This window comes from Halococcus saccharolyticus DSM 5350 (assembly GCF_000336915.1).
Lineage (GTDB): Archaea > Halobacteriota > Halobacteria > Halobacteriales > Halococcaceae > Halococcus > Halococcus saccharolyticus.
On record NZ_AOMD01000025.1, the window covers coordinates 1 to 13141 of the forward strand.

General features: G+C 66.0%; 17 protein-coding genes. 8 read left to right on the top strand and 9 right to left on the bottom strand.

The features are described 5' to 3' along the window. On the bottom strand, nucleotides 1–1131 hold a 1131-nt coding region (locus C449_RS10425), incomplete at its 3' end, for a phytoene desaturase family protein (RefSeq protein ID WP_049914072.1). Between the two features lie 47 nt (nucleotides 1132–1178). Between C449_RS10425 and C449_RS18345 the strand changes: the two genes are divergently transcribed. The 5 genes from C449_RS18345 (at nucleotide 1179) to C449_RS10445 (ending at nucleotide 4579) form a co-directional block, all read left to right on the top strand. Further along, nucleotides 1179–1361: a hypothetical protein gene (locus C449_RS18345; RefSeq protein WP_080504922.1), complete on the top strand. Its 183-nt coding sequence runs from the start codon at nucleotides 1179–1181 to the stop codon at nucleotides 1359–1361. A gap of 127 nt (nucleotides 1362–1488) precedes the next feature. Continuing rightward, nucleotides 1489–2205, top strand: coding sequence for an SDR family oxidoreductase (locus C449_RS10430; RefSeq protein ID WP_006077982.1), 717 nt, complete (start codon nucleotides 1489–1491; stop codon nucleotides 2203–2205). A 72-nt stretch (nucleotides 2206–2277) separates the two neighbouring features. After that, nucleotides 2278–3141, top strand: a complete 864-nt coding sequence (locus C449_RS10435; protein WP_006077983.1) for a hypothetical protein — start codon at nucleotides 2278–2280, stop codon at nucleotides 3139–3141. Nucleotides 3142–3243: 102 nt separating this feature from the next. Continuing rightward, nucleotides 3244–3888 (top strand): helix-turn-helix domain-containing protein, encoded by a 645-nt coding sequence (locus C449_RS10440; protein ID WP_006077984.1) that lies wholly within the window; start codon nucleotides 3244–3246, stop codon nucleotides 3886–3888. A 214-nt stretch (nucleotides 3889–4102) separates the two neighbouring features. Next, entirely contained in the window at nucleotides 4103–4579 is a 477-nt protein-coding gene (locus tag C449_RS10445; protein WP_006077985.1) for a redoxin domain-containing protein, read from the top strand. Between the two features lie 52 nt (nucleotides 4580–4631). Here the strand turns inward: C449_RS10445 and C449_RS10450 are convergent, their stop codons facing one another. Further along, nucleotides 4632–5138, bottom strand: a complete 507-nt coding sequence (locus C449_RS10450) for a YkgJ family cysteine cluster protein (RefSeq protein ID WP_006077986.1) — start codon at nucleotides 5136–5138, stop codon at nucleotides 4632–4634. A 165-nt stretch (nucleotides 5139–5303) separates the two neighbouring features. On the opposite strand from C449_RS10450, the gene C449_RS10455 reads away from it, so the two are divergent. Further along, nucleotides 5304–6119 (top strand): aldo/keto reductase, encoded by an 816-nt coding sequence (locus C449_RS10455; RefSeq protein ID WP_006077987.1) that lies wholly within the window; start codon nucleotides 5304–5306, stop codon nucleotides 6117–6119. A 24-nt stretch (nucleotides 6120–6143) separates the two neighbouring features. Here C449_RS10455 and C449_RS10460 read toward each other — a convergent pair whose 3' ends face one another. The 5 genes from C449_RS10460 to C449_RS10480 all read right to left on the bottom strand — a co-directional run bounded on the left by C449_RS10460 (nucleotide 6144) and on the right by C449_RS10480 (nucleotide 9888). Next, entirely contained in the window at nucleotides 6144–6464 is a 321-nt protein-coding gene (locus tag C449_RS10460) for a transcription factor S (RefSeq protein WP_006077988.1), read from the bottom strand. 90 nt (nucleotides 6465–6554) lie between these two features. Continuing rightward, nucleotides 6555–7340 (bottom strand): YihY/virulence factor BrkB family protein, encoded by a 786-nt coding sequence (locus C449_RS10465; RefSeq protein WP_006077989.1) that lies wholly within the window; start codon nucleotides 7338–7340, stop codon nucleotides 6555–6557. Nucleotides 7341–7555: 215 nt separating this feature from the next. Continuing rightward, nucleotides 7556–8371, bottom strand: coding sequence for an agmatinase (gene speB, locus C449_RS10470; protein ID WP_006077990.1), 816 nt, complete (start codon nucleotides 8369–8371; stop codon nucleotides 7556–7558). Nucleotide 8372: 1 nt separating this feature from the next. Further along, the gene (locus C449_RS10475; RefSeq protein WP_006077991.1) at nucleotides 8373–8747 is read right to left on the bottom strand and encodes a translation initiation factor IF-5A; all 375 of its coding nucleotides are present in this window, start codon (nucleotides 8745–8747) and stop codon (nucleotides 8373–8375) included. Nucleotides 8748–8811: 64 nt separating this feature from the next. Then, on the bottom strand, nucleotides 8812–9888 hold the full coding sequence (locus C449_RS10480) for an aminotransferase class I/II-fold pyridoxal phosphate-dependent enzyme (RefSeq protein ID WP_006077992.1): 1077 nt from the start codon (nucleotides 9886–9888) through the stop codon (nucleotides 8812–8814). A gap of 129 nt (nucleotides 9889–10017) precedes the next feature. Here C449_RS10480 and C449_RS10485 point away from each other — a divergent pair, with 129 nt between their 5' ends. After that, entirely contained in the window at nucleotides 10018–10686 is a 669-nt protein-coding gene (locus tag C449_RS10485; RefSeq protein ID WP_006077993.1) for a potassium channel family protein, read from the top strand. Nucleotides 10687–10905: 219 nt separating this feature from the next. On the opposite strand, the gene hjc is transcribed toward C449_RS10485, so the two are convergent. Beyond that, nucleotides 10906–11331, bottom strand: coding sequence for a Holliday junction resolvase Hjc (hjc, locus tag C449_RS10490; protein WP_006077994.1), 426 nt, complete (start codon nucleotides 11329–11331; stop codon nucleotides 10906–10908). Further along, complete coding sequence (locus tag C449_RS10495; protein WP_006077995.1) at nucleotides 11328–12605, bottom strand: adenosylhomocysteinase; 1278 nt, start codon at nucleotides 12603–12605, stop codon at nucleotides 11328–11330. Before C449_RS10495 ends, hjc begins: the two co-directional genes overlap by 4 nt. 116 nt (nucleotides 12606–12721) lie before the next feature. Between C449_RS10495 and C449_RS10500 the strand changes: the two genes are divergently transcribed. Then, nucleotides 12722–13117: a type IV pilin gene (locus C449_RS10500; protein ID WP_006077996.1), complete on the top strand. Its 396-nt coding sequence runs from the start codon at nucleotides 12722–12724 to the stop codon at nucleotides 13115–13117. The last annotated feature ends 24 nt before the right edge of the window (nucleotides 13118–13141 follow it).

Here is a 13141-nt window from a genome sequence, read left to right on the forward strand (position 1 = left end):
TTTCGATGGAACGCAGAGGTAGTAGGCGGGATCGTCTGGCCACGCCGGTTCGTCGAAAATTTGGGCGAAGTGGCCGTCCCAGTCGGTCGGGAGGACGAGGGTGTGGTGGGCGAGCGGTTCGACATCACCCTCGACACCGAGATAGAGGAGAAAGGCGGAGGGCGCGAGCGTGCGATCGTCCCAGTAGTCCTCCGAATACTGGCGCTCGTGTTCAGGCAGGAGCTCCTGCTCGGTGTGGGCGTAGTCGGCGTCGCTGACGACCGCATTTGGGCTGTGGGTTCCCGCCACCGTGTCGACGAGGAACCTCTCGCGTCGCCTCGTGATCTCGGTGACTTCTGCGCCGGTCTCGAAGGTGACACCGAGTTCCCGGGCGAGGTCGGCGATCCCATCGACGACGCCGCCGAACCCGCCCTCAGGGTAGTACACGCCGAGATTGAAATCCACGTGGCTCATCATGGTGTAGAGCGCGGGCGTGTTCTTCGGTGAGCCACCCAGGAAGACGAGGGTGTACTGCATGATCTGCTGGAGCTTCGGGTGCTCGAAATAGTTCGAGACATGGTCGTCCATCGACCGGAGCAGGTTCAGCCCGACCGGCGCGGACCGGAACACCTCGCTGTCGACCCAGTCCCGCAGGCGGGGGCGGTCGGTATAGACGAACCGCTCCATCGCGGCCTCGTAGGTCGACTCACTCTGATCGAGATACGCGTCGAAGGCTTCGGCCGCGCCGTCCTCGTAGGATTCGAACGTCGCCCGGACCTGGTCGCGGTCGGGCGTGAGATCCACCCGGTCGCCGTCCTTGAAGAACACCCGGTAGTGGGGATCGAGGCGGGAGAGTCCGTAGTAGTCGGTCGGCTGCCTCTCGAAGTGGCCGAAAAAGCGCTCGAAAACGTCGGGCATCAGGTACCACGACGGCCCCATGTCGAACCGGAACCCCTCGGTCTCGAACTGCGAGGCGCGCCCGCCGACCTGATCGTTTTTCTCCAGAAGGGTGACGTCGGCCCCTGCATCGGCGAGGTAACACGCCGCCGACAGTCCGCCGAAGCCACCGCCGACCACGGCGATCGACCGCCCAGCGAGCGGATCGTCCGACCCCACTCCTGCCGCACGCGTTCCGCCCGAGAGCGAATCCATGTGCTCGTTCCCACGGCCGCGGCGCATAAAAATCGACGGACCCGCCGGTGTCGGGAACTATCCCCGAGCCCTCCTCCGAAGCGGTTCGGAGACCTCCGAGGCGGGCAGCCGACGGCTCGACCGCCGTTACCGTCAAGGAGCACGCCCGCGCGCCGGCCCCGCATCCGACCCAGCTCGGATTTCACGGCCAGTTCTACCGTGACGGCGAGCCGACGCGCTCGATGGCGTGATCGGGAGCGAGGGTCGCCCCCGATCCATCGGAATGAGAGAGCAACGACCGACGATCGCGGGTCGGCAACCGGCGGCATCGGCCGCCGGGACGGAAACGGGTATCGGGTTGCCGATGCTGTCGTGTGTATGGACGGGACCACCGCACTCGTCACCGGCGTCAGTCGCGGGATCGGCGCGGCACTCGCGCGGCGCTTCGTCGCCGAGGGCGCACACGTCGTCGGCTGTGCGCGCGATGCCGACGCGCTCGAAACGCTCGCTGAGGAGATACGGGCGGACAGCGGCGGCACGGACGACGCGGGCGGAATCACCGTCCAGCGCGCGGACGTCCGCGACGAGTACGACGTCGAACGCCTCGCGGAGACCGCCGCCAGAGCGGGCGGGAACGACGGGATCGATCTCGTAGTGGCGAATGCGGGCATCTATCACGGTTCGGCGGGTGAAACACCGCTCAACGAGGAGAGTTATGCTGCGGTCGACGAGCACCTCCGGACGAACGCCCGTGGCGTCTTTGCCACGATCCGGGAATCGCTGCCCCACCTCGCGGCCAACGCCCGCGTCCTCGTGCCCTCGGGAGCGGTCGCCCGGGAAGCACAGTCCGGCATGGGATCGTACGCCGTCTCGAAAGCCGCGGCAGAGGCGCTCGCTCGCGGGTTCGCGGCCGAAACCGACCAGCCTGTGGGCGTCGTCGATCCCGGTCAGGTCGCGACCGATCTCGCCGGTGACGGCGGACGCGATCCCGAGGAGATCGCCGAGATGTTCGTCTGGGCGGCGAACGATGTCGAACCGGACGACCTCGACGGCGAGATTCTCGACCTCCGGGCGTGGCGGCAAGCGACTCGCTGAGATCGTCCCCCCGACCGCGACCGGACATCACTCGATGGCCTTATTAACTCCTGGACCTGTGTTGCTAACCGAATGGGTATCACCGAGGAGGTTGGGGTCGTCAATCGTGGATCGATTCCGTGGCTCGGCATTGCCGGCACGGGCGCGCTCGTGTGCCTCTCGGTCGTTGGGGCGACGGCGGGCCTCTGGAAAGTGCTCGTCGTCGGCTGGGTCGCGTTCGTCGCGATGGCCGGCGGGGCAGTCGTGGGATCACGCTCGGCGACCGCCGACACCCACGCTGTGCGATTGGTCTGGGGGTACGGCCTCGCGAGCGGCGCGATGGTCACGAGTGCCGCCGTCTTCCTCGTTCCACAGGCGATCGGGTACGACCCGAAGATCGGAGGGTTCGGGATCGCAGCCGGGCTGCTCGCGGGCTACGCCGGCCACACCATCGGCCATCGGTTCGCCCACCGCGATCTCCCCATAGAAACCACGACCGCCCAGCTCACTGCGCATTCGCTCACGGCCGGGATCGTCATCGGGACCGTCTACACGCTGCTGCCCGATCTCGGACTCCTGCTCGGACTGGGGATCGTTTCTCACAAGGGGCCCGCGGGCTACGCCGCCGCACGGCGGCTCCGACGGCACGACATGCCGGTCGGGATGGTCGTGCTCCCGGCAGCCGGGGTGGGGGTCGCGGCGCTTCTCGCAGGCCTTCTCGAACCGCCGTCGTCGATGGCGGTTTCGGCCGCAGTCTTCGGGTTCGCTGCCGGACTCTTCCTCCATGTCGCGATGGATTTCTTACCGGAGTGTGAGGTCGGCGGCGAGGTCGGTGAAGTGGCGGCGCTCACCGGCGACGACCACGCGCTGCTCGATCGGCTCCGGGTTCACGCGGTGGCGAGCACCGCGGTCGGCGCGGGAGCGGTGTTTCTCGCGTGGCTAGCCCTCGCCGCCTGACGCGTCACGCCAGCCACCACTCGATCCCGGGCCGGTTCCGAACACGTGTCGAGTGACCGATGAAAGGTAAGCGTTTTGCTACTCAATACCATACCATCTCGTATGGGTGTTATCGCCGAGTTCAGCCTCGCGCCGGGAAAGCTCTCGTTCGCGACGGCGCTCTCGGCCGCACCGTCGGTCGAATTCGAGATCGAACGCGAGTACGGAACGCGATCCGCGACGCCGATCGCGTTCTGCTGGGCGCGCGGCGGGGACCTCGAAGCGTTCGAGCATGGACTCGAACGCGACGAGACCCTGACCGACATCCGACGGTTGAGCAAATCGGACGATCAGCGGCTCTATCGCGTGCAGTTGACCGGCGAAGCCTCCGTCGTGACCTACGACCTGTGGATCGATCTCGGGGCAGCACGGCTCGAAATGCGCTACGCAGACGGGCGATGGCACACCCGAATGCGGTTTCCAGATCGTGAGGCACTGAGCACGTTCAGTAGTTCCTGTGACGAGCACGGACTCGATTTCCGACTCGCTCGACTGTACAACACCGATCCCACCGACGGACCACCGCGGGATCAGCTCACGTCTTGCCAGCGCGAAACCCTCCAGTTGGCCCACGAACGCGGCTACTTCGACATCCCACGTCAGGCTACTCTCGGCGACCTCGCCGACGATCTCGACGTCTCGAACCAGGCCGTTTCCGAACGACTCCGTCGCGGCTGTGCGCGGATCGTCGGCGATCTGTTCGGCTAGAGGTGCTCGATATGTCATCGCGAACCGTTTAGCCGAGCGAGTGTCTCCCGGCGGTCGAGAGATCGTCTTTCGGGGCAGGTTCCGTTGCGTGGCATCGCATACTCGACCGCCCCGCCGTTTTCGTCCCCCGTCGAGCCGCCGGAAGCGGTCGAGGTGACAGCCACTCAACCAGCGAACCACATGCTCTTGTTTCCGGCGTGTGTACCCGGAAGTGATGGTTTCGGATGGTGATTCCGCCCCTGACTTCACCGCAAAGCTCGCCGGCGACGAGCCGGAGGAATTCACGCTCTCGGAACAGTTCGGCGAGGCTCCGCTCGTCCTCGCCTTCTTCCCCGGTGCGTTCACGCCGCCGTGTACCAACGAGATGGTGGCGTTTCAGGACGATCTCGACGCCCTTCGCGAAACCGGGGCGACCCTCTACGGTATCAGCGCCGACTCGCCGTTCTCCCAGGCCGCGTTCCAAGACGAGCACGGCCTCGAGTTCGATCTCGTGAGCGACATGGATCGTGCAGCCATCGAGGCCTACGACGTGAGCCTCGACATCGACGATCTCGGACTTCAGGGCGTGGCCGAGCGCGCAGTCTTCGTCATCGACGGCGACGGGACGGTTACGTATTCGTGGGTCGCTGACGATCCGACCAACGAACCCGACTACGACGCGGTCTACGAGGCCGCTGAGGCCGCGGCGTAAACTCGTACGAATCCCGGACCGCAAGTCGCCGTTTTTCGAACCCACCGCAGAGCTACAGCTCGATCTTCGTTTCGGGGTTTTCGAGCGACCAGAGCACCTCGGGGAGGAACGCATCGAGGTTGTCGATCACGCGGCGGTCACTCACGTCGAGACCCTCGCAGTGTTCTTCGGCCTCGTCGCGCACCGTCACGCGAATTTCTCCGTTCTCGTAGTGGACTTCGAGCGGGAACACCGAACACCGCGCGGGTTTCCAGTCGTGTTCGGCGTGAAGCGCACACAGGCCGTCCTCGCCGAGGAAGTAACACGCCGCGCCGTCGTCGCCAACGTGATCGTCTCTGTCCTTGGCCTCGCGGCGGACGAACTGCTGGCCGTGGGCGGTCGTGGTGGCGTCATTCAGGTTCGCGCGCGCGGCGAGGCCGAGGAGGTCGTGATCGTAGAGCAACACACCGTGCTGGCAGCACCACGTACACGAGTCGACGCACTCGAAGGTGAGGTCGGGGTCGAACGCCACGACCGCCTCACAGCCGGGGTGGACCTCGACGCGGCGTGGCTCGTTCACGCCCGCTCTGGGCGCTGCGGCGGACAAAGCCTTTCGGTCGGCGTCACGCCGGTCGTTCGCGTCCGTTTCGTCGAAGACCGAATCTTCGACGGCGGCGGTAGCAAGCCGGGCAAGCCATCGCCGGCAACCGAATCTTGAAGCCTGGGCGCGAACACGTCTCTCGGGATGGAACACATTACCGTGGGCGACACGACGGTGCCCGCACTCGGCTTCGGCACGTCGGGGATGGACACCGACGACGAGCGCTACCGGGCCGTTTCGGCCGCGCTTGAGGCGGGTTACCGCCACATCGACACCGCACAGATGTACGACAGCGAGTCCGCGGTCGGCGACGCGATCCACGATGCGGACGTCGACCGCGAAGAGGTGTTCGTCACCACGAAGCTGTTGGGCGAGAATCGCGCCCACGACGCAGTGATCGAGTCGACTCACGACAGCCTCGATCGACTCGACACCGAGTTCGTCGATCTCCTCCTGATCCACTCGCCCGATCAGGAGCCCTCACACGAGGAGACCCTCAACGCGATGAACGAACTGGTCGATGAGGGGGCGGTGGAGAACGTCGGCATCTCGAATTTCTCGGTGGAGGAAACTCGCACGGCGATCGAGCACTCCGACGCGCCGATCCTCACGAACCAAGTGGAGTACAACGTCCACGAGCGCCGGGACGACCTCCTCTCGTTCTGTCTCGATCACGACGTCATGCTCACCGCGTACAGCCCGCTCGGGGTCGGCGATTGCCTCAACGACGAGGTTGTGAGGAGGATCGCCGACGACCACGACAGAACGCCCGCCCAGGTCGTGATCCGGTGGCTGCTCCAACAGCCGCTGGTGTCGCCGATCCCAATGTCGTCGAACCCCGACCACGTCTGGGCGAACGCCGACGTGTTCGACTTTGAGCTAACCGACGACGAGATGCGCGACCTGTTCGCCGTCGGCGGGGATCTCGACGACGATCTCGCATCGAAACTCGGACTGTAGCCGATTCGTGACGGCGAGCGGTTCTCAGCTGTACCCACGCCAGCGGTGGCCGCACTCGGTACACTTGAAGAACCGCGTCGGCGGCTCGTCGGCCGATCCGGTCTGCTTGATGGTGTACCACGCCCGATCGTTGCCACACTCGTCGCAGGCGACCTCGGCGGTGGGTTTGCCCTCGTCGGCGGCGTCCTCGCTGGTTTCGATCACGTCGTCGGTGGTCTGGGATTCGGTGCTCACGAACGCCGCCGCGCGGTCACCGTCCTTCGGGACGCGTTCGCCACAGTCCGCACACACCATCTCGTCGCCGTCTGCGTGCATCATCGATCCGCACTCGTCGCAGAACTGCATGCGGAGGCCCACGGGGGCGACCGTGAAAAGCACCCGCCCAGCGTAATCGTTCTCGCCGTCGACGTCCGGAGGACGATGGCGTCGAGCGCCTCAGCCGTAGCCGGCGAGGACGGCGTTCACGGCCGCTCCGGTGAGGAGGATGAACATGCTCGCGTACACCCAGATCAGCACCGAGAGCACGACCCCGAGCACCTCGTAGGCCTCCTGGGTGATCGCGTAGGTGGCGTAGAGCTGAAAGCTGACGTGAAACAGCGCCCAGCCGACCGCGGCCACCACCGCTCCGGGGAGCACGTCGTGGGGCGTCACCTCGACGTTGGGAAAGACGTAGTACAGTGGGAAGAACACGACCGCCAGCACGACCACGAACAGCAGCGGGTTGGCGAGCCGGGCGAGCGGTCCCAGCGGCACCACCGCGACGACCGTCCCGACGATCACCGACGCAGCGAGTCCGGCGGTCACTGCGAGTACGGCCACGACGCCGTCGCCGAACTGTCGTCCGAGTGAATCGTGGGTCGGAGCGTCGTAGATCGTCGCGAAGGCGATATCGATCCCACGGAAGATCCTGAACAGGCTCCAGACCAGCGCACCAGCACCCAACACGACCAGCCCAGTGCGATCCGCCGCACCCGTAATGGCGTTCGCGAGCAGCGCCCGCGCTCGTGGCGTGAGATACGGCTGTGTCAGTTCGACGATGTAGCCGACGCCGGCCTCGCCGCCGACCGCCGAAACCACGACGAGCGAGAGCAGGGACACTGGGACGAGGGCGACGAACACGTGGTATGCGAGACTCCCGGCGAGAAAGGGTACGTAGTTCCCGGTCACGTGACGAACGATCCGACGAACAGTCACGGCTGCGGCGGCGAGTCGTTCGTTCATGATCGACGTTCCGACAACGAGCCGTCACACCGAACGATAGCGGTTCTCGGACCGGGCACGGTACACCCGCGTACGATGGGCGCGAGGATATACTGTGGGCCGGCACGTCACGGGGTGGGTGATCGAATCGGTGTTCCGGGAGTCAATTCGGAGAGTGAGGATCGGAGGGGACCGATTCGGGGGAGTGAAGATCGGCGGAGACCGTTTCGAGACCGTCAGTCGTCGACGCGGGCGTGAGCGTGGGTGTACACGAACTCCCGGAGGAGTTTCGCCCCGAGTGCGGCCGTCTGGCCGTCGTCGCGGTCGTTCACCTCGACGAGATCGAATCCGACAGTCGAGGGCGCGACCGATCGGACGACGGCCCGGAGCTCGCGCGGTTCGAGCCCGAACGGCTCCATCGTGCCGGTGCCCGGTGCGAACCCGGGATCGGCGGCGTCGATGTCGACGCTACAGTAGACGGTAGATTCGTCGTCGAAGTCGGGCTCCCAATCAGCCACGTCGCCGGGCGGGACCACAGTGACGTCGTCGCGTTCGGCGCGCTCGTACTCGGCTTCGCTGCCGGCGCGTGCGCCGAGGACGACGGCACGATCGGCGACATCGAGCACGTGGCGCGTGACGGTGGCGTGACTGTACTCGTCGCCCGCGTACGACTCCCGGAGATCGAGGTGAGCGTCGAGACAGACGAGCACGTCGGGATCGGTCGCGCGCACACCCGCGGCAGTCACCGTGTGTTCGCCACCCACGAGCAGCGGGACGGCTCCGTCGTCGACGGCATCGCCGAGCATTCCCGCGAGGAAATCGAGATACTCCGTGACGTCCTCGAACGGATCGAGATTGCCGGCGTCGTGGACGCCGAGTTCGGAAAACCGGCTCCCGGTCCGGTTGTCGTAGTCGTCGAACGTTTTCGCAAAGTGGCGCACCCGGCGGGGGCCGAAGCGTGCGCCGGGCTGGAACGTCGTCGAGCGATCGAGCGGCGCGCCGACGAGAACGTAGTCGGCGTCGCCTCGCTCGGCGCTCGCGTCGGGGAACACCTCAGACGATCTTGCGCTGCTCGTCCATCTCGAGGTACTCGATCTCGTCGTCGGGCGCGAGGTCGGCGTCACCGGTCTTGATCGTGAACGTCTCGTAGGTGTCGAGCGCCATCACCTGGGCGACGTCGTCGGACTCGACGCTCACGACCTGGCCCTGCTTTCGCTGGATGATCGGGACCCACACCTTCGCGTCCACAGGCTGGGTGAAGTTGCGTTTGTTCTCGTCGAAGACGCCCTTGCCTTCGACACGGGCTTTCGCGCTGCCGTGTTTGCCCGGTTTTGCCGTGCTGTACGCCGTGATCTTGCACGGCGCGTCGTCGATCATCACGTAGCTCCCTTCGCCGAGATCTCGCACCTGCGTCTGCTCTCTGGCCATGCCCGTGATTGCTAACCCGGCAGTATAAACGGTTTGGAAGCAGCCCTATCGTTCCCGGCAGCCGTTACTCGGCCGTGTGTGCTTCGATCACCCGATCGATCCGGTCGAGGCCCTCGTCGAGTTCGTCGGTCGGGAGCCCGAACCCGATCCGGAACCGGTCGTCGAACCCGAAGACGTCGCCCGGTGCGAGCACCACGCTCTCCGCTTCGACAACCGTTCGACAGAACTCACGGGCGTCCCGAAACCCGTCAGGAATCGTCAGAAACCCGTTGACGCCGACGGGATCATGCCAGTCGAGTCCGTGGTCGTCGACGAACTCCTGGACGATCTCGTGGTTCCGGCGGGCGTGCTCGCGGTTCTCGTCGAGGATCGCGTCCTCCCGCTCACCGAGCGCCTGACGAGCGATATGCTGGCCGAAGATCGATGGCGAGATCGTGGTGTAGTCCTTCCAGCGCCGTGCCGCGTCGGCGATCTCGGGTGGGCCACACAGCCAGCCGAATCGGAGGCCGGCGAGGCCGTAAGCTTTCGTGAGGCTCGTCGTGGAAATCCCCCACTCGCCGAGGCTCGCCACCGGCGGGAGGGGATCGTCGGCGAGTAACCGGTACACCTCGTCGCAGAGCAGGTAGGCGTCGTTGTCGGCGGCGAGATCGTAGAGGGCCTCGATCCGATCCCACGAGTGGTATCGCCCGGTGGGGTTGTTCGGGTTGTTACAGACAACGAGTTGCGTGTTGGGTTCGATCGCGTCGGCGACTTGCTCCACGTCGAGTCGCCAGTCCGGCGGCGAGAGCTCGACCCGGGTGACGTCCGTGATCGCCTCGGGGAGCGCATAGAGGGACTGGTAGGTTGGAGTCACGACCACTGCGTGATCGCCGGGATCGAGCGTTGCGAGGACAGCGAGAAGGTTGGCCTCCTGCGTGCCACACGTGAAGAGGAGGTCGTCGGCCGAGCGGTCGTAGCGGTCGGCGACCCGTGCGCGAAAGTCGGGATCGCCGTCGGTGGGAATCACGTAGCCGAGATCGCCGGGATCGGTGTCGAACCGCGCGGAATCGAGGCTCCGGATGCCGCTTTCGGCGAGCATGATGTCGGCGTCGTGTTCGTGTTCGTCGAACCAGCGTTCGAGCGCGAACGATTCGATCTCCATATGGCGATGTCGACGAGCAGCGGCAAAAATTCGAGGGATAGCGGCGTTCCGTGCGAGGGGGGGGGATCGCCACGAGTGCGTGTCGAGAGGGGGTTAGTGTTTTTAATCCCGGGTGGCGTACCGAGCCGCATGAGATGTGTGATCGTCGGGTACGGTCGCGTCGGGATCCGGACCGCACAGATCCTCGCCGAAGAGGGGCATAGCGTGCTCGTGATCGACAACGATCCGGCGAAGATCGAGCGCGCCCGCGAAACGGGCTTTGCGGTCATCGAGGGCGACGGCGCGGCGGACGAGGTACTCGCCGAGGCCGATCTCGACACTGCCGACGCGGTCGGGGGACTCACGGGTGATCCAGAGACCAACTTCGCGGTGTGTACGACCGCGAACGACCACGGCTGTCGCACGGTGTTGCGGATCAGCGAGGAGTTCAGCGAGGAGGTCTACCAGCAGTACAGCGAGGGCGTCGACGAGATCGTCTACCCCGAACAGCTGGGAGCCGCAGGAGCGAAGACCGCACTCCTCGGCGGCGATTTCAACGTTCTCGCCGACGTTACCGAGAAGCTGGCGGCGACCACGCTCACCGTGCCCGAGGGATCGCCGGCGATCGGCGAACGCGTCGTCAGTCTCGACGTGCCCGAGGGCGCGCGGATCTACGCCCACGGCCGGGCGGGCGAAGCGATGGAGATCCCGCTGCCGCGCACCGCGATCGAGGCCGGCGACCAGCTCGCGGTGGTCGCCGAACCGGACGCCGTAGCCGTCGTTCGCGACCAGCTCCACGGGGACGCAGGCGACGCCTGACGGATCGATCGGCGGCGATATCGAAAGAGCACGAGGAGGGGGAGGGCGTCGCAGCGGGAACCGTTGCCGGGCGCGCGAGTGGGAGGATGGGGGAATTCGAGGCCGTCGGCGCGCCCGGATCGGTCGACGATCGGTCGGTACTTAAATCTGCGTCAGACACACGCGTGACAAACGCTGGGTCGGGGTCGTGACGATTTCGTCCACCGCCAAGACTCTCGCTCAGGCGTCGTACTGATCCAGCTGCGTGCGGGTCGACTGGCCGGTGAGTTCGTCGAAGTCAATACCGTCGGCGAGCGCAGTCTCCTTCTTGACGCGGTAGTTACCGCCGTCGGTGACGTAGCAGTCGCCCGGATGGAAGAAGTACCACGCCTCGCGGTCGAAGCGGACACCGATCCGGGGTTTCGCGCCGAAGTTTTGGGCGAAGTAGACCAGCGCTTCGACCTCCTCGCCGGTGAGATAGATCGGGTCGCCCGCGCTGGATTTCGCCTCGATCGCGTAGAAATCGCCGTCGTTACCGGCGAGCACGTCGGGGAGCTCGCGGTCGGTCGCGCTACCGCTCGCCGGCGCGCGCATCACTGCGAACCCGGCATCGTCGAGCTCGTTGACGAGTTCGCGCTCCCGACGGTCGCCCTTGGCGTTGCTCACGTTCCGTGATCCCAGCTTCCCATGTACTCCGTCTGTTCGTCGGAGAGGTCGTCGATCCCGAGCCCCTCGGCGTCGAGTTTGATCTCGGCGACCTCGCGGTCGAGATCGTCGGGCACGTCGTGGACGCCCGGTTCGTACGCTGTCCCGCTGAGTTCGCGAACGCACACTGCTTGGACACCGAAGCTCTGGTCCATCACCTCGACCGGGTGGCCGAGCGCGACGGGTGCGGCGAGGTTGACGAGTCGACCCTCGGCGAGCACGTTCAGCCGTTTTCCACTACTGAGTTCGTACTCCTGCACTCCGGGCCGGACTTCGCGGGTGCTCGCCGCGAGATCCGAGAGTCCGTCGAGATCGATCTCGACGTCGAAATGGCCTGCGTTCGCGAGCAGCGTGCCGTCGTCCATCCGCTCGAAATGCTCGGCGGTGATCACGTCGCGGTTGCCGGTCGTGGTGACGAACACGTCGCCTTTCGCCGCAGCCTCGGCCATCGGAAGGACCTCGTAGCCCTCCATGTGAGCCTCCAGCGCGCGCCGGGGATCGACTTCGGTCACGACGACGTGGGCGTTCTGGCCCGCGGCCTTCTTCGCGACGCCCTTCCCACAGTAGCCATACCCTGCGACGACGATCGTCTTCCCCGCAAAGGAGAGATTCGTGGTCATCGCGATCGCCGAGAGCGCGGACTCCCCCGTACCATGGACGTTGTCGAACAGCCGCTTCATCGGCGTGTCGTTCACCGCGAACACGGGGTATTCCAATGCACCGTCGTCGTCCATCGCACGGAGTCGGTGGACGCCCGTCGTCGTCTCCTCGCAGCCGCCGAGGATCGAGTCGATCAGTTCGGGGTGGTCGTCGTGGATCGCGGCGACCATGTCCATCCCGTCGTCGACGGTGATGGTCGGCTCGTGGCCGATCACGGCCTCGATCGCGGCGTAGTAGGCCTCGTCGTCGACGCCGCGTTCGGCGTAGGAGGTGATCGAGTCGTGGGCATCGAGCGCCCTACTCACGTCGTCGTGGGTCGAGAGTGGGTTACAGCCCGTGATCGCGACCTCTGCGCCGGCGGCAGCGAGCGTTTCGGTCAGGACGGCAGTGGTGGCCTCGACGTGCATCGCCATCCCGATCCGCTCGCCCGCGAGGGGCTGATCGGTCTCGAACTCCTCGCGGAGCGCACGCATGATCGGCATGTGCTCGCGCGCCCAGTCGATCTTCTGGCGGCCCGACTCGCGGGCGCTCTCGGGATCGTCGATACGGTCGGTGATCGGCGCGGCGTTGGTCATGGGTGAATCGAGAGCCAGCGCGCTCAAAACGCTACCGGACCCCAGCCGACGTCGCGGGGACCGATCTTTTTCTCCTCGGCCGTCGAACGGATGGTGCGGAAGTCAGATGAGAACATATGGCTGAAGAAGGTGATCGACTGCTGAACGTCATCGGGGGCGCGCTCGTCGTTGCACTCGTGGTGGTGATAGCCGTCGCTGTCGTCGTGGCGGTGAACGTCCCGGCGAATCGGGTCGACGCTCCGGACGCCGAGTGGTCGATCAGCCAGGTCAACGAGACACACGTCCGGATCGCACACGACAGCGGCGAGTCGGTCGCGGGATCGGCGCTCGTCGTGACCGTCGATGGGTACAGCCGTCACCCCGCGTGGGACGATCGAGTGACGACGGGCGATGCGGTCGCGGTCGAGGCGTCTCGTGGACAGGTAGTGCGGCTCTACTGGGACGGCGGCCGCACCGACCACCTCCAGCTCGCGAGCCGACAGGGCGCGGAGACGGAGACGGCGACGGCGTGATAGGCACGGCGCTCCGAGAGCGAT